The organism is Enterobacter cloacae (assembly GCF_013375935.1).
Classification (GTDB): Bacteria; Pseudomonadota; Gammaproteobacteria; order Enterobacterales; family Enterobacteriaceae; genus Enterobacter; species Enterobacter pasteurii.
In genome coordinates, this window is sequence record NZ_CP056117.1 from 4033621 (window position 1) to 4055334 (window position 21714).

Annotated in this window: 25 protein-coding genes; 13 read left to right on the forward strand and 12 right to left on the reverse strand. The window is 55.1% G+C overall.

The window, feature by feature from the left end; all coding sequences use genetic code 11:
• Nucleotides 1-39: 39 nt before the first annotated feature.
• From HWQ14_RS18960 to rimJ, 3 genes are read right to left on the reverse strand one after another with little or no spacing between them, the layout of a single operon-like run.
• The gene (locus HWQ14_RS18960; RefSeq protein WP_148421758.1) at nucleotides 40-963 is read right to left on the reverse strand and encodes a Gfo/Idh/MocA family protein; all 924 of its coding nucleotides are present in this window, start codon (nucleotides 961-963) and stop codon (nucleotides 40-42) included.
• A gap of 2 nt (nucleotides 964-965) precedes the next feature.
• The gene (locus HWQ14_RS18965; RefSeq protein ID WP_176610637.1) at nucleotides 966-1616 is read right to left on the reverse strand and encodes a YceH family protein; all 651 of its coding nucleotides are present in this window, start codon (nucleotides 1614-1616) and stop codon (nucleotides 966-968) included.
• A gap of 9 nt (nucleotides 1617-1625) precedes the next feature.
• On the reverse strand, nucleotides 1626-2210 hold the full coding sequence (gene rimJ / locus HWQ14_RS18970) for a ribosomal protein S5-alanine N-acetyltransferase (RefSeq protein ID WP_047353553.1): 585 nt from the start codon (nucleotides 2208-2210) through the stop codon (nucleotides 1626-1628).
• Between the two features lie 236 nt (nucleotides 2211-2446).
• Between rimJ and mdtH the strand changes: the two genes are divergently transcribed.
• From mdtH to HWQ14_RS19015, 9 genes are all read left to right on the forward strand, one after another.
• Nucleotides 2447-3655: a multidrug efflux MFS transporter MdtH gene (gene mdtH / locus HWQ14_RS18975; protein ID WP_148421760.1), complete on the forward strand. Its 1209-nt coding sequence runs from the start codon at nucleotides 2447-2449 to the stop codon at nucleotides 3653-3655.
• A gap of 119 nt (nucleotides 3656-3774) precedes the next feature.
• Nucleotides 3775-4335: a lipoprotein gene (locus tag HWQ14_RS18980; RefSeq protein WP_176610638.1), complete on the forward strand. Its 561-nt coding sequence runs from the start codon at nucleotides 3775-3777 to the stop codon at nucleotides 4333-4335.
• A 126-nt stretch (nucleotides 4336-4461) separates the two neighbouring features.
• On the forward strand, nucleotides 4462-5508 hold the full coding sequence (gene pyrC, locus HWQ14_RS18985) for a dihydroorotase (protein ID WP_176610639.1): 1047 nt from the start codon (nucleotides 4462-4464) through the stop codon (nucleotides 5506-5508).
• A gap of 74 nt (nucleotides 5509-5582) precedes the next feature.
• Nucleotides 5583-5828 (forward strand): DNA damage-inducible protein I, encoded by a 246-nt coding sequence (gene dinI / locus HWQ14_RS18990; protein WP_176610640.1) that lies wholly within the window; start codon nucleotides 5583-5585, stop codon nucleotides 5826-5828.
• Nucleotides 5829-6101: 273 nt separating this feature from the next.
• Nucleotides 6102-6356 carry a biofilm formation regulator BssS gene (gene bssS, locus HWQ14_RS18995; RefSeq protein ID WP_003858012.1) on the forward strand — a complete coding sequence of 85 codons (255 nt, stop codon included), beginning with the start codon at nucleotides 6102-6104 and terminating at the stop codon, nucleotides 6354-6356.
• A gap of 116 nt (nucleotides 6357-6472) precedes the next feature.
• The gene (gene solA, locus HWQ14_RS19000) at nucleotides 6473-7591 is read left to right on the forward strand and encodes an N-methyl-L-tryptophan oxidase (RefSeq protein ID WP_176610641.1); all 1119 of its coding nucleotides are present in this window, start codon (nucleotides 6473-6475) and stop codon (nucleotides 7589-7591) included.
• 50 nt (nucleotides 7592-7641) lie between these two features.
• Nucleotides 7642-7755, forward strand: a complete 114-nt coding sequence (locus HWQ14_RS19005) for a DUF2770 family protein (protein ID WP_148421764.1) — start codon at nucleotides 7642-7644, stop codon at nucleotides 7753-7755.
• 227 nt (nucleotides 7756-7982) lie between these two features.
• Nucleotides 7983-8549 (forward strand): cytochrome b, encoded by a 567-nt coding sequence (locus HWQ14_RS19010; RefSeq protein ID WP_176610642.1) that lies wholly within the window; start codon nucleotides 7983-7985, stop codon nucleotides 8547-8549.
• Nucleotide 8550: 1 nt separating this feature from the next.
• Nucleotides 8551-9129 carry a YceI family protein gene (locus tag HWQ14_RS19015; protein ID WP_148421766.1) on the forward strand — a complete coding sequence of 193 codons (579 nt, stop codon included), beginning with the start codon at nucleotides 8551-8553 and terminating at the stop codon, nucleotides 9127-9129.
• Between the two features lie 39 nt (nucleotides 9130-9168).
• Here HWQ14_RS19015 and HWQ14_RS19020 read toward each other — a convergent pair whose 3' ends face one another.
• Nucleotides 9169-10218, reverse strand: a complete 1050-nt coding sequence (locus HWQ14_RS19020; protein ID WP_148421767.1) for a rhodanese-related sulfurtransferase — start codon at nucleotides 10216-10218, stop codon at nucleotides 9169-9171.
• Nucleotides 10219-10440: 222 nt separating this feature from the next.
• Here HWQ14_RS19020 and HWQ14_RS19025 point away from each other — a divergent pair, with 222 nt between their 5' ends.
• From HWQ14_RS19025 to HWQ14_RS19035, 3 genes are all read left to right on the forward strand, one after another.
• The gene (locus HWQ14_RS19025) at nucleotides 10441-11367 is read left to right on the forward strand and encodes a Kdo(2)-lipid IV(A) acyltransferase (protein WP_176610643.1); all 927 of its coding nucleotides are present in this window, start codon (nucleotides 10441-10443) and stop codon (nucleotides 11365-11367) included.
• A gap of 142 nt (nucleotides 11368-11509) precedes the next feature.
• On the forward strand, nucleotides 11510-12727 hold the full coding sequence (gene mdtG / locus HWQ14_RS19030; protein ID WP_176610644.1) for a multidrug efflux MFS transporter MdtG: 1218 nt from the start codon (nucleotides 11510-11512) through the stop codon (nucleotides 12725-12727).
• A gap of 99 nt (nucleotides 12728-12826) precedes the next feature.
• Nucleotides 12827-13201 (forward strand): MysB family protein, encoded by a 375-nt coding sequence (locus HWQ14_RS19035; RefSeq protein ID WP_176610645.1) that lies wholly within the window; start codon nucleotides 12827-12829, stop codon nucleotides 13199-13201.
• 7 nt (nucleotides 13202-13208) lie between these two features.
• On the opposite strand, the gene HWQ14_RS19040 is transcribed toward HWQ14_RS19035, so the two are convergent.
• The 3 genes from HWQ14_RS19040 to mdoG form a co-directional block, all read right to left on the reverse strand.
• A complete protein-coding gene (locus tag HWQ14_RS19040) occupies nucleotides 13209-13436 on the reverse strand; it encodes a YceK/YidQ family lipoprotein (RefSeq protein WP_148421771.1) in 228 nt (75 codons plus the stop codon).
• Between the two features lie 63 nt (nucleotides 13437-13499).
• Nucleotides 13500-16028, reverse strand: a complete 2529-nt coding sequence (gene mdoH, locus HWQ14_RS19045) for a glucans biosynthesis glucosyltransferase MdoH (RefSeq protein WP_176610646.1) — start codon at nucleotides 16026-16028, stop codon at nucleotides 13500-13502.
• Nucleotides 16021-17574, reverse strand: coding sequence for a glucans biosynthesis protein MdoG (gene mdoG, locus HWQ14_RS19050; RefSeq protein ID WP_176610647.1), 1554 nt, complete (start codon nucleotides 17572-17574; stop codon nucleotides 16021-16023). The genes mdoH and mdoG overlap by 8 nt, the downstream gene beginning before the upstream one ends.
• Before the next feature lie 255 nt (nucleotides 17575-17829).
• Between mdoG and mdoC the strand changes: the two genes are divergently transcribed.
• Entirely contained in the window at nucleotides 17830-18969 is a 1140-nt protein-coding gene (gene mdoC / locus HWQ14_RS19055) for a glucans biosynthesis protein MdoC (protein WP_148421774.1), read from the forward strand.
• A 41-nt stretch (nucleotides 18970-19010) separates the two neighbouring features.
• Here the strand turns inward: mdoC and ymdB are convergent, their stop codons facing one another.
• The 5 genes from ymdB to csgB all read right to left on the reverse strand — a co-directional run bounded on the left by ymdB (nucleotide 19011) and on the right by csgB (nucleotide 21450).
• On the reverse strand, nucleotides 19011-19547 hold the full coding sequence (ymdB, locus tag HWQ14_RS19060) for an O-acetyl-ADP-ribose deacetylase (RefSeq protein WP_176610648.1): 537 nt from the start codon (nucleotides 19545-19547) through the stop codon (nucleotides 19011-19013).
• Nucleotides 19548-19627: 80 nt separating this feature from the next.
• Nucleotides 19628-19951 (reverse strand): type 1 fimbrial protein, encoded by a 324-nt coding sequence (locus HWQ14_RS19065; RefSeq protein ID WP_148421776.1) that lies wholly within the window; start codon nucleotides 19949-19951, stop codon nucleotides 19628-19630.
• Nucleotides 19952-20111: 160 nt separating this feature from the next.
• Nucleotides 20112-20444: a curli assembly chaperone CsgC gene (csgC, locus tag HWQ14_RS19070; RefSeq protein ID WP_176610649.1), complete on the reverse strand. Its 333-nt coding sequence runs from the start codon at nucleotides 20442-20444 to the stop codon at nucleotides 20112-20114.
• A gap of 55 nt (nucleotides 20445-20499) precedes the next feature.
• Nucleotides 20500-20955 carry a curli major subunit CsgA gene (csgA, locus tag HWQ14_RS19075; protein ID WP_148421778.1) on the reverse strand — a complete coding sequence of 152 codons (456 nt, stop codon included), beginning with the start codon at nucleotides 20953-20955 and terminating at the stop codon, nucleotides 20500-20502.
• A gap of 39 nt (nucleotides 20956-20994) precedes the next feature.
• Nucleotides 20995-21450 carry a curli minor subunit CsgB gene (csgB, locus tag HWQ14_RS19080; protein ID WP_176610650.1) on the reverse strand — a complete coding sequence of 152 codons (456 nt, stop codon included), beginning with the start codon at nucleotides 21448-21450 and terminating at the stop codon, nucleotides 20995-20997.
• Nucleotides 21451-21714: the final 264 nt, after the last annotated feature.

The window sequence follows — 21714 nt, forward strand, 5'->3', positions numbered from 1 at the left end:
CGATTTAAACGAATTACTATCGGCAGATGTTACAGCGGGTTATTCCGACATCGCTTCGCGCCAGAGTCGTTCTACGATGCGTTGCGCCAGAATCGCCTGCTCTCCGGACGTTTCAGGAACCGTCTGATTTTGCACGCAGGTGATGAAGTGACGCGCGCAGCCGACGAAGCCCCGCTGCTCCAGCGTGCTCTGCCAGCCGGGAACGGGTAACGTGACCACGCCCTTGCCCTTCTCTTCCCGCCACTCTCGCATATCGGTTACGTCATACAGCGCGCCATCCGTTACGGCCTGCACGGACTCGCGCTGGCTGCCCGCACGGCGGTGCATACTGGTCGTCACCTGCAAATGCTCAACGGCAAAATGATGTTCGGCGTAAACCATCTCTCCCTGCTCGTTGGTGAGCAACGTGCCGCTTTGCAGTTGCGCATTGCCGTTGCTCAGCCACAGCGCCGTATCCACCACGTGCAGATAGTCATCCAGCAGCGTGAAGCGCAGATCGTTCGGGCCAACGCTGTCGGTACGGTGCTTGTCCATTCGCAGCGAGGCAAAGGACCCTGACTGCGCCTTAAGCTGCTGGTAGAGAGGCGCGAAGCGGCGGTTGAAACCGACCATAAGCGTCAGGTTTTTACGCGCGGCCAGATCTATCAGCCTTTCAGCATCCTGCACGTTTTCCGCCAGCGGCTTATCCACGCAGACGTGAACGCCCGCGTTCAGCAGCTCGCTCACGACCTGGTAATGCGTCGCGGTCGAAGTATGTACAAATACCGCATCGCATTCTCGGGCTAAATCCTGCAGCGAACCCGCATAAGGGATGCGCCAGGTTTCGCAGATACGCTCTGCCTTTTCGCGAGTGGGCGACCACGCCCCCTGCAGCGTCCAGTCCGACGCTGCGCCTAAAACCGGCAGCCAGGCTTTTTGCGCAATCCCGCCCAGGCCCACAACACCAATGCGTAATGTCGTCACGATTAATCTCCCAGATGAGCGAGTAAAGCATCCAGACGCTGTTTCAGCCCGGCAACCTCGTCCTCCAGCGCTTCCACGCGGGCAGCCAGGCTGTCGTTTGCCGCAGGCGTGCTGGCTCCAACGGCCAGCGCGGAGGTGTCCACGTCGCCGCTGAACAGATGCATATAGCGGCTTTCACGCTTGCCCGGCTCGCGGGCCAGGCGCACCACGTAAGGGCCGTCGTCACGGGAAGCCAGCCCGTCCAGCGTCTGTTCAACCTCCTGCATGTCACGAAACTCATGCATGCGGGAGGCGCGAGTGCGCAGCTCGCCCGGCGTCTGCGCCCCGCGCAGCAGCAGCGTGGCGATCGCCGCCACTTCTGCGGCGCTGAATTTTAGATCGCCAAATTCAGAATTGCAGAAGCGCTGTTCGTACTTGGTGACGCGATTACCGAAGCCGCTGACGGTGCGCAGATAATGGCGTTTCACCAGCTCGTCGAGCGTGTCCTGCACCTCGTGTTCGGCGAGGTTCATGACCGGCTCACGGTTCGTCTTTTGATTGCAGGCCATCGTAACGGCATTGACGGAAAGAGGATACTGTTCCGGCGTCGTGACCTGTTTTTCCAGCAGGCAGCCGATCACGCGCGCTTCGGTGCCATTTAAACGATATTTCATTTTTTCTCCTTAACGACCCGCGGTCCAGTCCTGCGTGGTGAGCGCGGTAAGAACATGGTCCCGCCACTCGCCGTCAATCAGCAGATAATCTTTGGCATAGCCCTCTTTTTCAAACCCCAGGCGGGCCAGCAGATCGCCGCTGCGCTTGTTGTGCGGCATGTAGTTCGCCATGATGCGATGAATATGTTGCGTACGCTGCATATAGCGAATCGCCGCCGTCAGCGCCTCAAACATAAGCCCCTGCCCCTGCCATTTCTGGCCAATGGAGTATCCGAGGTAGCAGGCATGAAACGATCCGCGCACCACGTTTGAAAAATTGGCGATACCAACGATCTCTTTCTCTTCCGGATCGAGAAGCGCGAAGTAAAACGCGCTTCCCTGTTTATGAAATTCCGCAATCATGCTGAGGCGCGCCTGCCAGCCGGAGGGGTAGCAGTGGCTCTCGTCCCGAACGGGTTCCCAGGGTTTTAAAAACTGGCGATTCTCGGCGTAATAATCCGCCAGACGCCAGGCATCACGCTCATGCACCAGACGAACGACCAGCCTGTCCGTTGTCAGACGCACTTTCGGCACATTACTGCGATAGCCAAACATCGATACCACTCCTTCCCGTCGCTTCTGCTCTGCCTGTTAGCTTTACTATACCTGCGCCCGTGCCTTCTGTGAAAACAGTGACATACCATTTTTATCGCTTTTTGCATTTTTCGATGAGAACTCTCTATCAAAGCACCCTTTTGATAAAAAAATATTGTCGCCTTGAGGTATGGGAAAAAGCCCGGCGACAACGCAGAATGTTAGCGTGCTCACCTTTTATTTTCCCTGGAGGGAAAATGTCCCGCGTATCACAGGCCAGGAGCCTGGGTAAATATTTCCTGCTCGTCGATAACATGCTGGTCGTGCTCGGCTTTTTTGTCGTTTTTCCGCTGATATCGATCCGCTTTGTCGATCAAATGGGCTGGGCGGCGCTGATGGTCGGTATTGCCCTGGGCTTGCGCCAGTTTGTTCAGCAGGGACTGGGCGTGTTCGGCGGCGCCATTGCCGATCGCTTTGGCGCAAAACCGATGATCGTCACCGGCATGCTGTTACGCGCGGCGGGCTTTGCCACCATGGCTATCGCCCATGAGCCGTGGCTGCTGTGGTTCTCCTGCTTCCTTTCCGGGATTGGCGGCACCCTTTTCGATCCACCGCGTACCGCGCTGGTGGTCAAGCTCATCCGTCCGCAGCACCGGGGAAGGTTTTTCTCAATTTTGATGATGCAGGACAGCGCGGGCGCCGTCGTGGGCGCTCTGCTGGGAAGCTGGCTTCTGCAATACGATTTCCGCCTAGTCTGCGCCACCGGAGCGGTCTTATTTATGCTCTGCGCCCTGTTTAACGGCCTGTATCTTCCGGCGTGGAAGCTGTCGACGGTCAAAGCGCCGGTGCGTGAAGGGCTTGACCGCGTGCTGAGCGATAAACGCTTCGTGACGTATGTTCTGACGCTCACCGGCTACTATATGCTCGCCGTGCAGGTCATGCTGATGCTGCCGATTATGGTTAATGATATTGCAGGCACGCCGGCGGCGGTGAAATGGATGTATGCCATTGAGGCCTGCCTGTCTCTGACCCTGCTTTACCCGATTGCCCGCTGGAGCGAGCGTCGTTTCCGGCTCGAGCACCGCCTGATGGCCGGGCTTTTACTGATGACGCTGAGCATGATGCCCATCGGTCTGGTGAGCTCGCTTCAGCAGCTGTTTATGCTGATCTGCACGTTCTACATCGGCTCCATCATTGCCGAGCCGGCGCGTGAAACGCTGAGCGCGTCACTTGCCGACGCCCGTGCCCGCGGCAGCTACATGGGGTTCAGCCGCCTCGGACTGGCCCTTGGCGGTGCGCTGGGCTACACCGGTGGCGGCTGGCTGTTCGATGCCGGAAAAGCGCTCCACCAGCCGGAGCTGCCGTGGGTAATGCTCGGCATGGTCGGCTTTATGACGCTTGTTGCCCTCTGGTGGCAGTTCAGCGATAAACGCAGCACGCGCGGCATGCTGGAGCCTGGCGCCTGACCTTCCGCGGGGACTATTCTGCGCCCTTCACTATCGGTTTTTTCTGCTGGTTTCTGCGGGATCACCCTGACATACTGGCGTATCAGGACAGATGCGCCGATTTTATGTTGAGGAACGCCATGAAAAAGATCGTTATTGCCGCTGCGTTAATTGTCAGCGGGCTGCTGGTGGGATGTAACCAGCTTACGCAGTACACCGTCAGTGAGCAGGAAATTAATCAGGCGCTGGAAAAACATAATAACTTTTCAAAAGATATCGGCGTGCCCGGCCTTGCGGATGCGCATATCGTCCTGACGAATCTCGCCAGCCAGATCGGGCGCGAAGAGCCAAACAAGGTTACCCTTTCCGGCGATGCCAGCCTGGACATGACCTCGCTCTTCGGCAATCAGAAAGCAGATATTAAACTGAAGCTCAAGGCGCTGCCGGTCTTCAATAAAGAGAAAGGGGCGATTTTCCTGCAGGAGATGGAAATCGTCGATGCGGTTGTGACGCCGGAGAAAATGAAACCGGTGCTGCAAACGCTGATGCCTTACCTTAACCAGTCGTTGCAGAACTACTTTAACCAGCAGCCTGCCTATGTCCTGAGCGAAGAAAAGAGCAAAGGCGAATCGCTGGCGAAAAAATATGCCAAAGGGATAGAGGTTAAACCGGGAGAGATTATCATACCGTTCACCGACTAACCGCACAGGGCGCTCAGGCGCCCTTTTTTTTACGGAAAAGTGTGCAAACGAAAACGTTTACGCTTATGATTTGTGTCCGGCAAAAACAGCCATCTTATGACTGATCCCTTTCAAGCCGGAGCTTCCATGACTGTACAATCCCAGGTTCTCAAAATCCGCCGCCCTGACGACTGGCATATCCATCTGCGCGATGGCGATATGCTGAAAACCGTTGTGCCTTATACCAGCGAAATCTATGGCCGCGCGATTGTAATGCCCAACCTGGTTCCGCCAGTCACTACCGTCGATGCCGCTGTCGCCTACCGCCAGCGCATCCTTGACGCCGTTCCGGCCGGACACGATTTCACCCCGCTGATGACCTGCTACCTGACGGACTCTCTGGATCCGAATGAGGTCGAGCGCGGCTTTAACGAAGGCGTGTTCACCGCCGCTAAGCTCTACCCCGCCAATGCCACCACCAACTCCAGCCACGGGGTGACCAGCATCGACGCCATCATGCCCGTGCTGGAGCGTATGCAAAAGCTGGGAATGCCGCTGCTGGTGCACGGGGAAGTGACTCACGCAGAAATTGACATTTTCGATCGCGAAGCGCGTTTTATCGAAACGGTGATGGAGCCTCTGCGCCAGCGTCTTCCGGCACTGAAGGTGGTGTTTGAGCACATCACGACGAAAGATGCCGCGGAGTACGTCCGCGACGGTAACGAGCTGATCGCTGCCACCATAACCCCTCAGCACCTAATGTTTAACCGTAACCACATGCTGGTGGGCGGCGTGCGTCCACACCTGTACTGCCTGCCGATCCTCAAGCGTAATATCCACCAGCAGGCGCTGCGTGAGCTGGTCGCCAGCGGCTTCTCCCGCGCCTTCCTGGGCACCGACTCCGCCCCGCACGCCCGCCATCGTAAAGAGGCAAGCTGCGGCTGTGCGGGTTGCTTCAACGCGCCAACCGCGCTCGCAAGCTACGCAACCGTGTTTGAAGAGATGAATGCGTTAGCGCATTTTGAAGCGTTCTGCTCCCTCAACGGCCCGCGCTTCTATGGGCTGCCGGTCAATGACACCTTCATTGAACTGGAGCGTAAGGAAAGCCAGGTCGAAGAATCTATCGCACTCACCGATGATACGCTGATCCCATTCCTGGCAGGTGAAACCGTAAGCTGGTCGGTCAAACGCTAAAAAAACCACGCCCCCTGTTGTCAAACCGCTTAGATAACTGTATAAATACACAGTACATTGCACAGGGGGCATTTATGCGTATTGAAGTCACGATTGCCAAAACCAACGTTCTGCCTGCTGGCGCGCTTGACGCCCTGGCGGGTGAGTTATCCCGACGTATTAACAGCACATTTCCTGAAAACGGTGGCGCCGTAACGGTACGTTATGCAACGGCAAACCATCTCTCCGTCATCGGCGGAGCGAAAGAAGACAAAGAACGCATCAGCGAAATTTTGCAGGAAACCTGGGAAAGCGCCGACGACTGGTTCATCACGGATTAAAATTTGCTCCCTCATTGTGTTTTTTTGCCGGGTCGCCCCGGCTTTTTTTCGTTTCGCTTCCCGAAAGTTCAAAATATTTCAGCATCTTCTTAGAAAATCGTGAACAAGATGGCGTTTTATTGTTCGAACAATCCTAAAAACCATAAAAATGTGTTGCTACCCATTTAATTTTTCCTGCGGAACCCTTATTAATTGGTATACTGAAAATGCTTCAGAAAAACATGCATTGAACCTCAAAGTCGTTGTCTTCTAACACGCATTAAGGGGGTTATAATGGAAAAGAATAGTGAAGTCATCCAGACCCATCCGCTTGTTGGCTGGGATATCAGCACCGTAGACAGCTACGACGCGCTGATGCTGCGTTTGCACTACCAGACCCCGAATCAGCTAAACCGTGACGAAGCGGAAGTTGGACAGACGCTGTGGCTTACAACAGACGTCGCCCGTCAGTTTATCTCTATTTTGGAAGCAGGCATTGCAAAAATAGAATCTGGCGACTATCAGGAAAATGAGTATAAACGGCATTAATCTCATGCCCGCATTTTCACTCCACAGGCACCCTCGCGGTGCCTTATTTATTTCGTTCTTGTATAAGCCCGCACAGTTAATTACTCTGCTAACAAAGCGTTAGTGAAGAGAAGCCTATGACTTACGATTTAATCATTATTGGAAGCGGCTCCGTAGGATCTGCCGCCGGCTATTACGCCACGCAGGCCGGCCTGAATGTGCTGATGATCGACGCGCACCTTCCCCCGCATTCAGAAGGAAGCCATCACGGCGATACCCGCCTGATCCGTCACGCTTATGGTGAGGGTGAACGTTACGTACCGCTTGTGCTTCGTGCGCAAACGCTGTGGGACGAGCTTGCCGCGCAGACCGAGGAGCGCATATTTGAGCGCACCGGGATTATCAATCTCGGGCCAGCCGACTCGGCGTTTCTGTCCACCGTCGAAGAGAGCGCAAAAGCTTTCCACCTGGACGTCGAGCGTCTGGACGCGAACGGCATAATGGCGCGCTGGCCGGAAATTTCCGTTCCTGACGATTACATTGGTTTGTTTGAGGCCAACTCTGGCGTACTGCACTGCGAAACGGCCATTAAAACCTGGATTGATTTAGCCGCCAGGGCGGGCTGCGCGCAGCTGTTTAATTGCCCGGTTACGGCCATCAGTCACCATGCCGGGGGTGCTACGGTCACCACACCTGACGGCGAGTATACTGCGACGCGCCTGCTGGTGAGTGCGGGAACGTGGGTAACGAAGCTGCTGCCGGACCTGCCCGTCCAGCCGGTACGCAAGGTCTTCTCCTGGTTCCAGTCTGATGGACGCTACAGCAGCCAGAATAAATTCCCGGCGTTCACCGGCGAGTTACCCAACGGCGATCAGTTCTACGGTTTCCCTTCCGAAAAAGACGCGCTCAAGATCGGCAAACACAACGGCGGACAAATCATCACCTCTCCTGAAGAGCGCAAGCCGTTCGGGGCTTATCCGCAGGATGGCTCCGAAGCCTTTATGTTCCTGCGCAACATCCTGCCGGGCGTAGGCGGCCTGCTGTATGGCGCGGCGTGCACCTATGACAATACGCCAGATGAAGACTTTATCATCGACACCCTGCCCGGACACGACAACACCCTGATCGTAACCGGGCTTAGCGGTCACGGGTTTAAATTTGCCTCGGTGTTGGGGGAAATCGCCGCCCAGTTCGCCCAGGGTATTTCGCCTCATTTTGATCTGAAACCCTTCGCGCTCTCGCGCTTTGACCGATAATACCTCCCCAGGCTCCGAATAAGCGGAGCCTGTTTAGCTACAGAGGCGTTATGCGCAGACTGGTAAATTACCTTATCAATAACATCCGCGAGCATTTCATGCTCTACCTTCTTCTCTGGTCGCTGCTGGCGATTATCGATGTCATTTATATTGTCTTCTTCTGAAAACCCTCGCTGACGTTTACTGACACTCCCTTAAGTTTATTTAACTTCCTTTTTTTTAAAAATCAGCCCCTCAAATTTATTGAACGAAGCAATTGAAATACATTGCGGAAAAACATTCAAATTCGCTGAAATAAATTAAATAAAAATCATTATCCTTTTTTTTCAGTTGCATTATTTATTTATCACGTTCATTTTTACTGCTCGAACATCTGAAAACGGAAATTCATATGCAATGGCGAAACTCTTCCAGCCGCTACGGAATAATATCCATGTGTTTACACTGGCTATTTGCCCTTGCCGTCTATGCCATGTTTGGTCTCGGGCTGTGGATGGTGACGCTGAGCTATTATGACGGCTGGTATCACCAGGCACCCGAGCTGCACAAAAGCATTGGGGTGCTGCTGATGATGGGGCTGGTTTTCCGTATCATCTGGCGGCATGTCTCTCCCCCGCCGCCGGCGCCCAAAAGCCACAGCCGATTCACCCGCATCGCTGCTGTTGGCGCACATATCGTACTCTATGCCCTGCTGTTGGCTATTCTTGTCAGCGGCTATCTCATTTCGACCGCAGACGGCAAGCCGATTAGCGTGTTTGGGCTTTTCGACGTCCCCGCCACGCTGGCCGATGCGGGCGCGCAGGCTGACACCGCCGGTGTGGTTCATCTGTGGCTGGCATGGAGCGTTGTGATCCTCTCAGTTCTGCATGGCCTCGCGGCTCTGAAACACCACTTTATTGATAAAGACGATACGCTTAAGCGCATGCTTGGCCGTTCGTCAGCTGACTCTGGAGCATAAAATGAAAAAACGCCTGTTGGGTATCGCATTAGGTTCGCTGTTATTTACTGCCGGTTCGGCCGTTGCCGCTGACTATAAAATTGATAAAGAGGGCCAGCACGCCTTCGTCAATTTCCGCATTCAGCATCTGGGCTACAGCTGGTTATATGGCACGTTCAATGACTTCGACGGCACCTTTAGTTTTGACGAGAAAAATCCCGCTGCCGATAAGGTGAATGTCACCATCAATACCAACAGCGTTGATACTAACCACGCCGAGCGTGATAAGCATCTGCGCAGCGCCGAGTTCCTGAACGTGGCGAAATTCCCGCAGGCTACCTTCGCCTCGACAGACGTGAAGAAAGACGGGGACAAGCTCAATATTACCGGTAATCTGACGCTGAATGGCGTGACAAAACCAGTCACTCTTGAAGCGAAATTAATGGGACAGGGCGACGATCCGTGGGGCGGAAAACGTGCTGGCTTTGAAGCGGCAGGTAAAATTCATCTGAAAGACTTTAATATCACCACCGATTTAGGTCCGGCGTCGCAGGACGTTGAGCTGATTATTTCAGTGGAAGGCGTACAGCAGAAGTCGTAAAAACAGGCCCGGCCGGCAATCGCGCCGCCGGGCAGTTATTTATTCCGGGTCCGGAATACCCAGTTTCGTATTCAGTCGACCGCGGGATTTATTAAAGATCTTATTCCCGTTCTCGCGCCCTGCCCGACGGCGGCGCTGCTCCTCTTCCGGCAAAACGCTCTCTTCGCTGCACAGCTCGCTACAGCAGCCGTTAAACTTTTCGGCGCAGGCCGGGCACTGAATAAACAGCAGGTGACACCCGTCGTTTTTGCAGTTGGTGTGCGTGTCGCACGGCGTACCGCACTGGTGGCAGTGCGCAATCACATCTTCTGAAATGCGCTCGCCCATACGCTCATCAAACACAAAGTTTTTACCGATAAAACGCACCGGTAAGCCCTGTTCGCGGGCGCGGCGAGCGTATTCGATGATCCCGCCTTCAATGTGCCAGACCTTATTAAAGCCGTTGTGCTTCATCCAGGCGCTGGCTTTTTCGCAGCGTATCCCCCCGGTGCAGTACATAACGATCTTTTTGTCTTTATGTTCCTGCATCATCTCAACGGCTTTCGGCAGCTGTTCACGGAAGGTGTCGGCCGGAATTTCCATCGCGTTCTCGAAATGCCCCACTTCATACTCGTAGTGGTTACGCATATCGATGAATACCGCATCCGGATCGTCGAGCATGGCGTTTACTTCAGCGGCCTTGAGGTATTCCCCCACGTCACCGGCATTGAAGGTCGGATCGTCGATCCCGTCTGCGACAATACGCTCGCGCACTTTCATGCGCAGCACCCAGAAGGATTTTCCGTCATCGTCCAGCGCGACGTTCAGGCGCAGCCCGTCAAGCGCCGGATCAAACCCGTAAAGGCAGTCACGGAACGCGCCGACTTTGCTTTCCGGCACGCTGATCTGGGCGTTGATACCCTCACGCGCCAGATAGACGCGGCCAAACACGTTCAGGCTGGTGAAAGCCTGGTAAAGCGCATCGCGGGTAGCCTGCGGATCGTTGATGGTGAAATATTTATAGAAAGAGATGGTCGTGCGCGGCTCGGTTTCGGCTAACATACGCGCTTTCAGCATCTCATTCGAAACGCGGTTGTGTAACACTGGCATGGTGTACAAGTCCTGCAATCGTCAGAGAGAAGTAAAAATCGGTCGGCATCATATAGCAAACAAAGACAATTTACATCCACACAATTTACGCTACATTTCAGTCAACCTGATTAAACAGACTTAACAGGTACGGTCATCCTGCATGTTTCGATGACAGACATTTTGGCTATGCCTTAAAAAATGAGACAATAGCTCCTCAGGACGTTAGAACACAGGACAGACATGACCCAGTTACCGAAATTTACTGCCGCGCTTTTGCATCCCCGCTATTGGTTAACATGGTCAGGCATTGGCTTGTTGTGGCTTATTGTACAACTTCCTTATCCCGTTCTCTTCCGGATGGGTAAAGGTCTGGGTCGCATTGCTCAACAGTTTATGAAGCGTCGCGCCAGGATCGCGTATCGCAACCTTGAGCTTTGCTTTCCTCAGATGAGCGAATCTGAGCGCCACGACATGGTGGTTAAAAACTTCGAATCTGTCGGCATGGGGCTGATGGAGACAGGTATGACCTGGTTCTGGTCGGATAAACGCATGGCGCGCTGGACAGAGGTGGCCGGTACCGGTATGGATCCGGTGCATAATCTCCAGGCTAACCAGACCGGCGTTCTGCTGATTGGCGTCCATTTCCTGACGCTTGAAATTGGCGCCCGCATGTTCGGCATGCAGGCGCCGGGCATTGGCGTGTATCGTCCTAACGACAACCCGGTGATCGATTTGATCCAGACCAACGGCCGCATGCGCTCCAATAAAAGCATGATCGACCGTAAAGACCTGAAGGGAATGATCCGCGCCCTTAAATCAGGTGAAGTGGTCTGGTATGCCCCCGATCATGACTACGGCCCGCAATCCAGCGTGTTTGTTCCGTTCTTCGCGGTAGAGGACGCGGCTACCACTACCGGGACCTGGATGCTGGCGCGGATGTCCAAAGCGGCTATCGTGCCGTTTGTGCCGCGCCGCAAGCCGGACGGTTCGGGCTATCAGCTCATTATGCTTGAGCCGGAACTCGCGCCACCCCTGGATGACGCAGAAACCACCGCGCGGTGGATGAACGGCATCGTCGAGCAATGCATCATGCTAGCGCCGGAGCAATACATGTGGCTGCATCGACGCTTCAAAACCCGCCCAGAGGGCGCCCCTTCCCGGTATTAAACTGCATGCGGCCTTCCGGGGCCGCATCGCGTTTTAGCTTTAAAAGCTCTCCCGCATTGCGACAACCATAACCCAGGCGCATAATTAGCAGGCTTATTACCTCACTGGTCACGGTGCCCTGCACCTCTTAATGCGGATAGTTATGTCCCCCTCAGATGCTCCCATAAACTGGAAACGTAACCTGACGGTTGCGTGGCTGGGTTGTTTTCTTACTGGCGCCGCCTTTAGCCTGGTGATGCCCTTCCTCCCCCTCTACGTTGAACAGCTGGGCGTCACCGGCCACGGCGCGCTGAACATGTGGTCGGGGCTGGTATTCAGCATTACGTTCCTGTTCTCCGCCATTGCATCGCCGTTCTGGGGCGGGCTTGCTGACCGTAAAGGCCGAAAAATCATGCTGCTGCGCTCGGCGCTCGGAATGGCCATTATCATGCTGCTGATGGGGGTGGCGCAGAACGTCTGGCAGTTCCTGATACTGCGCGCGCTCTTGGGCCTGCTCGGCGGGTTTATCCCGAATGCCAACGCCCTTATCGCCACTCAGATCCCGCGTCACAAAAGCGGCTGGGCGCTCGGCACGCTCTCCACCGGGGGAGTAAGCGGCGCGCTGCTTGGCCCGCTGGCAGGCGGGCTGCTGGCCGACCACTACGGTCTTCGGCCCGTCTTCTTCATTACCGCCAGCGTGCTGTTTCTCTGTTTCCTCGTGACGCTTATCTGCATCCGCGAGAACTTCACGCCCGTGACCAAAAAAGAGATGCTGCGCGCCCGCGACGTGCTGGCCTCGCTAAAAAATCCGAAGCTGGTGCTGAGCCTGTTCGTCACCACCATGATTATCCAGGTGGCGACCGGCTCGATCGCCCCTATCCTCACGCTCTACGTGCGCGATCTGGCCGGAAACGTCAGCAGCATCGCGTTTATCAGCGGACTGATCGCCTCCGTTCCCGGCGTGGCCGCGTTACTGAGCGCGCCACGGCTCGGCAGGCTGGGCGATCGCATTGGCCCGGAAAAAATCCTGATCTGCGCCCTGATCGTCTCCGTTCTGCTGCTGATCCCCATGTCGATGGTGAACTCACCGTGGCAGCTCGGCGTGTTGCGCTTCCTGCTGGGAGCAGCGGACGGTGCGTTGCTCCCGGCCGTGCAGACGCTGCTGGTCTATAACTCCACCAACCAGATTGCCGGACGTATTTTCAGCTACAACCAGTCGTTTCGCGATCTGGGTAACGTCACCGGGCCGCTGGTCGGGGCGGGGATTTCGGCCAGCTTCGGCTTCCGGGCCGTTTTCATCGTTACGGCTGGCGTCGTGATGTTCAACGCGGTTTATTCGTGGCTCAGTTTATCCCGGGCGCTACGTCCGGCGCGGGAATAAGACACTATCGTGACGGCTAATTTTCGCATTCGTACTTGCAAAAGCAGATAATCAGCTATCCTTTCCCTGAATACCTTCACGAAAAACAGGGAGACACCAATGACCATGTACGCCACGCTGGAAGAAGCTATCGATGCCGCTCGCGAAGAATTCCTCGCCGATAACCCCGGCATTGAGGAAGAAGATGCTGACGTGCAACAGCTTAATATTCAGAAATACGTCCTTCAGGACGGCGATATTATGTGGCAGGCCGAGTTCTTTGCTGATGAGGGCGAAGACGGAGAATGTTTGCCGTTATTGAGTGGTGAAGGTGCGCAGGCCGTGTTCGACGGCGACTATGACGAAATTGAATTACGTCAGGAGTGGCTCGAAGAGAATACGTTACATGAATGGGATGAAGGCGAGTTTCAGCTCGAACCGCCGCTGGATACGGAAGAAGGTCAGGCCGCAGCGGACGAATGGGACGAGCGATAAGTTGCCGCTATTCGTACGGGCCGTGGCTGGCATCGATGGGCAGCAATAGCGTATCGAAAATCAGCGAAAACGGCAGATCGAGCACGGTGAGATAGCGCCATGCGGAATCGCGAACGTCCCACTGCACGCCGGGATAATACTGATTCCCGTGGCCCTGTCCGGGGATGGTGCGGCTGATAATGCTGCCGCAGCCGCTGAGCAGGCATGCCGTTATGATAACGATGAAGATTTTCATTGTTTAACCTCTAAAAAAATACCGGCGCTTAAGCCGGTATTTTATGTGGCGGGTAAAGAAGCGTCACTTCGCCTTCAGCGCAAGCGGATTCAGCTTCACGTCCTTATAGTAGTTCACCCACGAAGAGTATCTCTCCGGTGCGGACCACACGCGGTAGTGAAGCCTTGCCATCGTCACCGGATCGCTCAGCAGTACCAGACGACGGTCGCGGTTAAGCTTCTCTGGCGTCTCGTTCAGCGCCTGCTCAACGTGACGATCGCGGGCGATCTCCAGCACCTGGCTGGCACGGTGACGCGCGGTCGCCATTGCTGTCGCCAGCGCGTTAAATGACGGGTTAAACACGGCGTGCATAAAGCCATCATCGAGCGAGCGTTTGCGGTTCTGCTCCAGATAGGTATCGGTATCAACCAGCACCTGCGGCGGAGAATACTCTTCCGGGATCAGGAACAGCTTCCAGCGCTTGGTGCGCAGGCCCACCGTCGAACGGCTGGAGATCACCGACACAAACGGCGACAGGATCAGCGAGAAGACGATTGGCGCAAGCCAGAACAGGAAACGCAGATCCAGCCATGCCATACCGACCGCCCACACCAGGCCCAGCAGCAGCTGGGAGCCATGGCGCATAAACGCTTCGCTCCACGGCGTAGAGTCATCGTCACGCTGCGGCGAATTCCACACCACTTCCCACCCCAGGAACGCGCTCACCACGAACACCGTATGGAACAGCATGCGCACCGGTGCCAGCAGGACCGAGAACAGCACTTCCAGCAGCAGTGAGAGGGTAACGCGTAAGAAACCGCCGTACTCTTTCGAGCCTTTGCACCAGATCAGAATGATGCTGAGCAGCTTAGGCAGGAACAGCAGCACCATGGTTGAGGCAAACAGCGCAATCGCCAGTTCCGGTCGCCACTGCGGCCACACCGGGAACAGCTGGCGCGGTTGCAGGAAGTACTGCGGTTCCGTCAGGGCATGCACGACCTGCAGCGCGGTAGAGAGCGCCAGGAACATAAACCACAGCGGCGCGGACAGATAGGACATCACGCCCGTCAGGAACACCGCGCGGTGAACAGGGTGCATCCCTTTCACCAGGAACAGGCGGAAGTTCATCAGGTTACCGTGACACCAGCGGCGGTCACGCTTGAGTTCGTCCAGCAGGTTCGGCGGCAGCTCTTCATAGGAGCCCGGCAGATCGTAGGCAATCCAGACGCCCCACCCTGCACGACGCATCAGCGCAGCTTCCACAAAGTCATGCGACAGAATGGACCCGGCAAACGACCCTTCACCCGGCAGCGGCGCCAGCGCACAGTGCTCGATGAACGGCTTCACGCGGATAATGGCGTTGTGGCCCCAGTAGTGAGATTCACCCAGCTGCCAGAAGTGCAGACCGGCGGTAAACAGCGGTCCGTAGACGCGGGTGGCAAACTGCTGGCAGCGCGCATACAGCGTGTCCATGCCGGACGCCTTAGGCGAGGACTGAATGATACCCGCGTTCGGGTTGGCTTCCATCAGACGGACCAGCCCGCTCAGGCAGTCGCCGCTCATCACGGAGTCCGCATCCAGCACGACCATGTAGCTGTACTGGTTACCCCAGCGACGGCAGAAGTCATCGATGTTCCCGCTCTTACGCTTCACGCGGCGGCGGCGGCGACGGTAGAAAATCTGCCCTTCACCCTGCACTTCGGCAATCAGCTCCATCCAGGCCTTTTGCTCTGCCACGCAGATGTCCGGGTTGTAGCTGTCGCTCAGGATATAGACGTCGAAATGCGCCGCGTTACCGGTAGCCTTTACGGACTCCCAGGTCGCACGAAGCCCCGCGAATACGCGGTCAACGTCTTCGTTACAGATAGGCATAATCAGCGCGGTACGGTGCTCAGGATTGAGGGGTTCATCCCCGACCGTCGACGCGGAAATGCTGTATTTGTCACGCCCCATCAGCAGCTGCAGGAAGCCCATCAGCGCGGTCCAGAACCCGGCAGAGACCCAGCAGAACAGCACGGCGAACAGCAGAAGGATGCCGCTCTGTAAGATATACGGCAGCAGCTGCATGAAGGAGACCCAGATATCCTGGCCAATCATGTCAGCAGGGTTAATCAACGCCCAGCCCTGGTACGGCAGAATAGATTTCATGTACCAGGTGGCGACGACGGTCTGCGCCAGCGTCAGCAGCAGCAGAATGTAGCGACGAATGGTTCCCACGGTACGCCACTTCTGCTCAGACGCCTGCTGCTCTTTGGTCAGACGTGACAGATAGCGCGGCGTAACGTCACGCCCGCGCAGGCGATCCCAGAAGCGGCCCACCGGGTTGGTGCGCCACGGATCGGGGAACATGGAGGAACGCGTGGCCTTCGGCATTGCCTGCAGCTGGTCACGCCCTTCGTCATCCTTGATCAACTGCCCTTCCGCCAGCGAGTCCGGCCACGCCTGTTCCAGGCGTGCCTTTACTGACCCCAGCGGCGTGTCATCATCACGAGAAAACGGACGATGTTCGCCATCCAGCGCGGTGTGAACCGCGCGGATGTCGCTCGCAGGGAGTGCCGCTTTTTCAATGTCCGTCAGCGGCATGGCATCAATATATTCAGATGTATTATTCATTGGCAGGTAGCTGGTAGCTCCAGGTTTCACTCAGCGGCTTATCGTTACTGACCAGCGCGGCGCGCATTTCAGTGGTCTGTTTCGGATCTTTCACTTTCACGCGCAGGGTCAAACGCCACCCTTTGGTTACCGGGTTGTAGCGCACGGCATTTTCAACGATTTCACCGTTATCGCCAATGCTGGCCTGTGCCGTCACGGCAGTATCCGGCGCCAGTTTTTTCATATCCTGGCCGGTGAAGTCCACGATAAATGCCAGCGTACCGTCCGGCTGACGAATAAGGTTGGACTGCTTCACATCACCCGTTGAACGACGCGTCTGCATGACGTACGCGTTATCCGGTGCGTGGAGCTTGTCTTCGTCACGGCTGAAGGTGATCGCATATTTGAAGTTCATCTCTTTACCGGCTTCCGGCAGCCGATCCGGCGTCCAGTAAGCCACGATGTTGTCGTTCGTTTCATCGTTGGTTGGAATTTCAACCAGCTCGACCTTGCCTTTACCCCAGTCGCCCTTCGGCGTAACCCAGGCGCTCGGGCGCAGATCGTAGCGGTCATCCAGATCTTCAAAGCGGGAGAACTGACGGCCACGCTGCAGAAGACCAAAGCCCTGCGGGTTTTCCATCGCAAAGCTGCTGACGGCCAGATGTTTCGGGTTGTTCAGCGGACGCCAGATCCACTCGCCGTTACCGGCATGGATGGACAGGCCATTGGAGTCATGCAGTTCGGGACGGAAGTTGGTCGCCGGAGACGGCTGGTTCGGCCCGAACAGGAACATGCTGGTCAACGGCGCAACGCCCAGCTTGCCCACTTTATCGCGCAGGTAAACTTTAGACTGCACGTCCACCACCGTGTCACGCCCTGGCATAATCACGAAGCGATAAGCGCCAGTCGCGCGAGGGGAGTCAAGGAGCGCATAGATGGTGAGACGTTTGTCGGTTGGTTTTGGACGTTCGATCCAGAACTCGCGGAAACGCGGAAACTCTTCACCTGATGGCAGCGCGGTATCAATGGCCAGGCCGCGCGCAGAAAGCCCGTACACCTGCCCCGCGCCGATTACGCGGAAGTAGCTGGCGCCAAGCATGCTGACGATTTCGTCGTTTTTATCTTTGCTGTTGATCGGGTAAAGCACCTTGAAGCCTGCGAAGCCGAGGTCTTTCACCGTATCTTTATCGTGTTGCACATTGCCAAAATTGAAATAATCCGGGCTGTACTTGATCTTGCGAACCGCGGTTGCCGTCACTTCATTGATGGCAACAGGCGTGTCGAAGTACATACCCTGATGATAAAATTCAAGCTTGAACGGGGTTTTAATATTGTTCCAGTACGCTTTATCGTGATTGAACTGGATCTGCTGATAGTCCGCGTATTTCATGTCGCGGAAAACGGAGGGCAGGTTACTTTTTGGCGCTTCATAGCTCTTGCCAGCCATCGATTTTGCCTGTTTTGCGACATCATCGATGTTAAAGGCCAGTGCAGATGAGGTATACAGAGACAACAGCACTGCAACACCCAACCAACGCATTTTCATTACTTGTGGTTTATGTTTCATAATAAGTAAGCACTTCCCCCTTTGTGTGCTTATATCGATCCGATCCATTTTAATGGAAACTCAGGCAATCCGACAACATTATCACTGCTTTGTTCAGCTCGCTGGCTCATGGAATAAGCAAATGAAAGAACCCGCTTTTCACTTTGCGTGCTTATCCTGGAGACAGGGTGTCGGTCTTGGTGTAGGGTTGGCTCCGAATGTAACCATTAAGAGCCTTATGGATAAGGCGAAAAGTCTGAGAATGCGCAACGCGATATGAGCACACCCCCTGTAGAACGTGAATATTTCCTCGACTCGATCCGCGCATGGCTGATGCTGTTGGGGATCCCTTTTCACATTTCACTGATTTATTCCAGCCATACCTGGCACGTGAACAGCCAGATGCCTTCGTGGTGGCTTACGCTGTTTAACGATTTTATTCACGCCTTCCGCATGCAGGTGTTTTTCGTTATTTCCGGCTATTTCTCCTACATGCTCTTTTTGCGCTATCCCCTGAAGCGATGGTGGAAGGTCCGCGTGGAGCGCGTTGGGATACCGATGTTGACGGCGATCCCCCTGTTGACGCTGCCGCAGTTTATTATGCTGCAGTACGTCAAAGGGAAGACGGAAAGTTGGCCGAATCTCTCTCTGTATGAAAAATACAACACCCTGGCCTGGGAGCTGATATCTCATCTCTGGTTCCTGCTGGTGCTGGTGGTGCTGACCACGGTAAGCCTCGCGATCTTCAGCTGGCTGCGCCAGCGGGCGAGCACAGCATCCCGCACCTTCTTCTCCAGCATCACCCTGGGCAAGCTGTCGCTGCTGTTTTTTGCGCTGGGAATCGCTTATGCGGCCCTCAGGCGCACCCTTTTCATTGTCTACCCGCCCATTCTGAGCGACGGGCTGTTTAATTTCGTGGTGATGCAAACGCTGTTCTACATTCCCTTCTTCCTGATCGGGGCGCTGGCATTCATTCATCCGCGGCTTAAGGCGCTGTTTACTACCCCCTCCCCCTGGTGTGCCGTGGGTGCTGCTCTGGCCTTCGCGGCCTATTTGCTCAATCAACGCTACGGCAGCGGGGACGCGTGGATGTACGAAACGGAAAGCGTGATAACCATGCTGATGGGCCTGTGGATGGTGAACGTGGTGTTCGCGCTCGGCCATCGCCTGCTGAATTTTAAATCCAGCCGCGTGACCTACTTCGTTAATGCTTCGCTGTTTATCTACCTGGTTCACCACCCGCTGACGCTGTTCTTCGGCGCTTACATCACGCCGCATATCGCGTCAAACGCGCTGGGCTTTTTCACCGGCCTCGTCTTTGTGGTTGGCATTGCCGTTGTGCTGTATGAAATCCACCTGCGGATCCCGCTATTGCGTTTCCTGTTCTCAGGAAAACCACAGGTTAAAGCAGGATAAAAAAACGGCGCCGCAAGGGCGCCGTTTTTGCCTCCCAGACATCAAAACGCCTGGCTGCGCTCGGTCAGCAGCCGTTGATACAGGTCGGCGGTCTCTTCATCGAAACAGACAAAAATGACTTTTTCCGGCATGGGCTTGAGGGAAAGGTAGTGATAAACGGTATTCACGGCGATGGCTGCAGCCGCCTCTTTTGGATAACCGTAAACGCCCGTGCTGATAGCCGGGAATGCCATCGTCTTATACCCGTTATCTGCCGCAAGCCGCAGGCAGTTGCGATACGCCTGCTCCAGAATCTCAGCCTCATGGCGATCTCCCCCGTGCCAGACGGGGCCAACGGTATGGATCACCGCTTTGGCCGGCAGATCGCCCGCCAGCGTAATAACAGCATGCCCCGGCGGGCACTCTCCCTGCTGCTGTCTTACGACCTTACACGCCTCAAGGAGCCGAGGTCCGGCAGCCCGGTGAATGGCACCATCCACGCCGCCCCCACCCAGCAGGGAAGAATTGGCAGCGTTGACGATCACGTCTACGTGCACCGTCGTGATATCGCCATGAACTACGTCGATTTGCGGTCTCATAAACACCCCCTACACCCCGCCTTTTTCATCAGTGTATCGCAGAGGGCGAAGGAGAAAAACCGTCGTACCAGAATCGGCGATTAACGGTAGTCCACCTGAACGACCGCGAGCGTTTTCTGTTCATTCAGGTATTTCATGGTGACGGCGGCCAGATTTGACCGAGACTGATGGCCGCTTAAAGCCTCGTCATAGCTGATGGTTTGCGTGTTGATATGGTTATTATCCGGGCAGGAAATGGAAAGCTGCCGATGCTGCTGAGGAGTGACGTCGCACGGATCGGCCACAATCGCGCCGCGAAAATGAATAATCCCGCCCTTTTCAATCGTGGCTGAATACGCCGGAGAAAAAAAGGCGGACAGGATCAGTCCCATACCGGAAATAATACACGCTGCGGATTTGATCATTATTTGTACTCCTCAATGAAATTCGTCCTTGAGGGGTAAAAACGCTCCGTTATGACCTATGAAGTATCACGTTACGGAACCAAATTGCGGGGTTCTTGATATCAGCATAGCTCACCTTTGCAGGTCCGCCACTTTTATAAATCATTGATTTCATGAATCATTAAAGCGTACTCATCGGCGCAGTCCACTGCTGGGATAAATGAAGCGATTTTCCATCGGTAACGGTGACAATTATTTTTACCGCATCCCCTGAACCCATATTTAAACGTATACGGGTTAAATCAATCGGCTGATTAGCGGGGATAAAAAGGGTATTTTTCTGCCGGGAGATACTTTTCCCAGCCGGTCCCTGGCGTACGGATAAAACGTCGACCCGGCAGCGGCAGGCGTCCACCAGCGTGACCCGCGGAATAATGGCGATCGTTTCGTCCTGCCGTGAGGTATTGAACGTTATCGGGCCTGAAAGCGCGGCCAGGAGAATGAGTGTGCTCATGATGTCCTCACGAAAAAAAACAGGGCACACGCCCTGTTTTTAGCACGGAGCAGAATCAGTACTGATGCGCGGTGGCGTTGTTGCCGAAGCCAACCTGCTGCACGGTCACCGTTGAACCGGACGCGGTCTGGTCTACAGCCGCGCCGTTACCGCCGCCGAACTGTTTCACGCTGATAACCGAGTCTTTGCTGTTCCACTGGTCAATGGTTGCACTGTTACCAAAGCCTTTTTGCAGCAGATCGATGGAGCTGTCATCAGAGCCCTGCCCTACATCTGCGCCGTTACCGCCACCATGCTGGGTAATGGTCAGTTCAGAGTCTCTGGCATCCGTCTGCAGGGCCAGCGCGGAGTTACCGCCACCGTACTGGTAAATGCTCAGGGTTGAGTCAGGGCCATTATTGCCGCCTCCCCATCCACCGCCGTGGCCGCCGCCAAACTGTGGTACCGCACCTGCGAAAGCACTGCCAGAAACTACGATTGCTGCAATAACTGCCACTTTGAAAAGTTTCATGGTAAACCCCCATCGGATTGATTAAGCCGTCGCGGATGGCTAGCGTTGAATAACGCGAATAGCCATTTGCGACTGTCTCTGTACTACAACTGCTGTTTTCTGCGTACCGTACTGCGTTATATTCGCCCTGTTACCCGAGCCTTTCTGGATAATCATGGCGGTATTGCCGAAAGCCCCCTGCTTAATACTCGCATCGTTGCCGTTACCCGACTGATCGATATAAGCAAGGTTATAAGCCCCTGACTGATCGACGTTCACTCGGTTATTTTCCCCATCCTGAGAAATTACGGACAGTAATTTAGCACCGCCCTGGCGAACATCAGCATTATTCCCGGATCCCTGTTGACCAATAATGGCGGCCTGATTATATGAAGCTTTACTTAATTCATTAATCGCGAAGTTATATTCAGAAACGGCTAAATCTGAAGCTCCTGCGATTACAAATCCAGGCGCACCCAGTAATGTAAACATCATAAGCAACGTTTTGTTTTTCATGCTGTCACCCTGGGCCTGGCTATAAAAGAAACGTTTACTCCGTCGTTAACGCGGTTCGTTTTGTTAACGCCGCGTTACGAAAAACATTATGTCTGCCGGAAGTTATTTAATATCTCACCCGTGCTTATTATTTTTATATACCGCTTCACCTCAAAGTCGTAAACTTCGCCCCGGAAGCTGCCCCGCACGACAAATGCAAAAAGAAGATACTCGCTTTGCCGTTGTACAACGAACAGGCGGACCGTCTAACTTTGGCTGGCCTCC

Coding starts and splice junctions, on each gene's coding strand:
- HWQ14_RS18965 (WP_176610637.1), bottom strand. CDS start 1,616: ATGAAATATCGTTTAAATGGCACCGAAGCGCGCGTGATCGGCTGCCTG.
- rimJ (WP_047353553.1), bottom strand. CDS start 2,210: ATGTTTGGCTATCGCAGTAATGTGCCGAAAGTGCGTCTGACAACGGAC.
- mdtH (WP_148421760.1), top strand. CDS start 2,447: ATGTCCCGCGTATCACAGGCCAGGAGCCTGGGTAAATATTTCCTGCTC.
- HWQ14_RS18980 (WP_176610638.1), top strand. CDS start 3,775: ATGAAAAAGATCGTTATTGCCGCTGCGTTAATTGTCAGCGGGCTGCTG.
- pyrC (WP_176610639.1), top strand. CDS start 4,462: ATGACTGTACAATCCCAGGTTCTCAAAATCCGCCGCCCTGACGACTGG.
- dinI (WP_176610640.1), top strand. CDS start 5,583: ATGCGTATTGAAGTCACGATTGCCAAAACCAACGTTCTGCCTGCTGGC.
- bssS (WP_003858012.1), top strand. CDS start 6,102: ATGGAAAAGAATAGTGAAGTCATCCAGACCCATCCGCTTGTTGGCTGG.
- solA (WP_176610641.1), top strand. CDS start 6,473: ATGACTTACGATTTAATCATTATTGGAAGCGGCTCCGTAGGATCTGCC.
- HWQ14_RS19005 (WP_148421764.1), top strand. CDS start 7,642: ATGCGCAGACTGGTAAATTACCTTATCAATAACATCCGCGAGCATTTC.
- HWQ14_RS19010 (WP_176610642.1), top strand. CDS start 7,983: ATGCAATGGCGAAACTCTTCCAGCCGCTACGGAATAATATCCATGTGT.
- HWQ14_RS19015 (WP_148421766.1), top strand. CDS start 8,551: ATGAAAAAACGCCTGTTGGGTATCGCATTAGGTTCGCTGTTATTTACT.
- HWQ14_RS19020 (WP_148421767.1), bottom strand. CDS start 10,218: ATGCCAGTGTTACACAACCGCGTTTCGAATGAGATGCTGAAAGCGCGT.
- HWQ14_RS19025 (WP_176610643.1), top strand. CDS start 10,441: ATGACCCAGTTACCGAAATTTACTGCCGCGCTTTTGCATCCCCGCTAT.
- mdtG (WP_176610644.1), top strand. CDS start 11,510: ATGTCCCCCTCAGATGCTCCCATAAACTGGAAACGTAACCTGACGGTT.
- HWQ14_RS19035 (WP_176610645.1), top strand. CDS start 12,827: ATGACCATGTACGCCACGCTGGAAGAAGCTATCGATGCCGCTCGCGAA.
- HWQ14_RS19040 (WP_148421771.1), bottom strand. CDS start 13,436: ATGAAAATCTTCATCGTTATCATAACGGCATGCCTGCTCAGCGGCTGC.
- mdoH (WP_176610646.1), bottom strand. CDS start 16,028: ATGAATAATACATCTGAATATATTGATGCCATGCCGCTGACGGACATT.
- mdoG (WP_176610647.1), bottom strand. CDS start 17,574: ATGAAACATAAACCACAAGTAATGAAAATGCGTTGGTTGGGTGTTGCA.
- mdoC (WP_148421774.1), top strand. CDS start 17,830: ATGAGCACACCCCCTGTAGAACGTGAATATTTCCTCGACTCGATCCGC.
- ymdB (WP_176610648.1), bottom strand. CDS start 19,547: ATGAGACCGCAAATCGACGTAGTTCATGGCGATATCACGACGGTGCAC.
- HWQ14_RS19065 (WP_148421776.1), bottom strand. CDS start 19,951: ATGATCAAATCCGCAGCGTGTATTATTTCCGGTATGGGACTGATCCTG.
- csgC (WP_176610649.1), bottom strand. CDS start 20,444: ATGAGCACACTCATTCTCCTGGCCGCGCTTTCAGGCCCGATAACGTTC.
- csgA (WP_148421778.1), bottom strand. CDS start 20,955: ATGAAACTTTTCAAAGTGGCAGTTATTGCAGCAATCGTAGTTTCTGGC.
- csgB (WP_176610650.1), bottom strand. CDS start 21,450: ATGAAAAACAAAACGTTGCTTATGATGTTTACATTACTGGGTGCGCCT.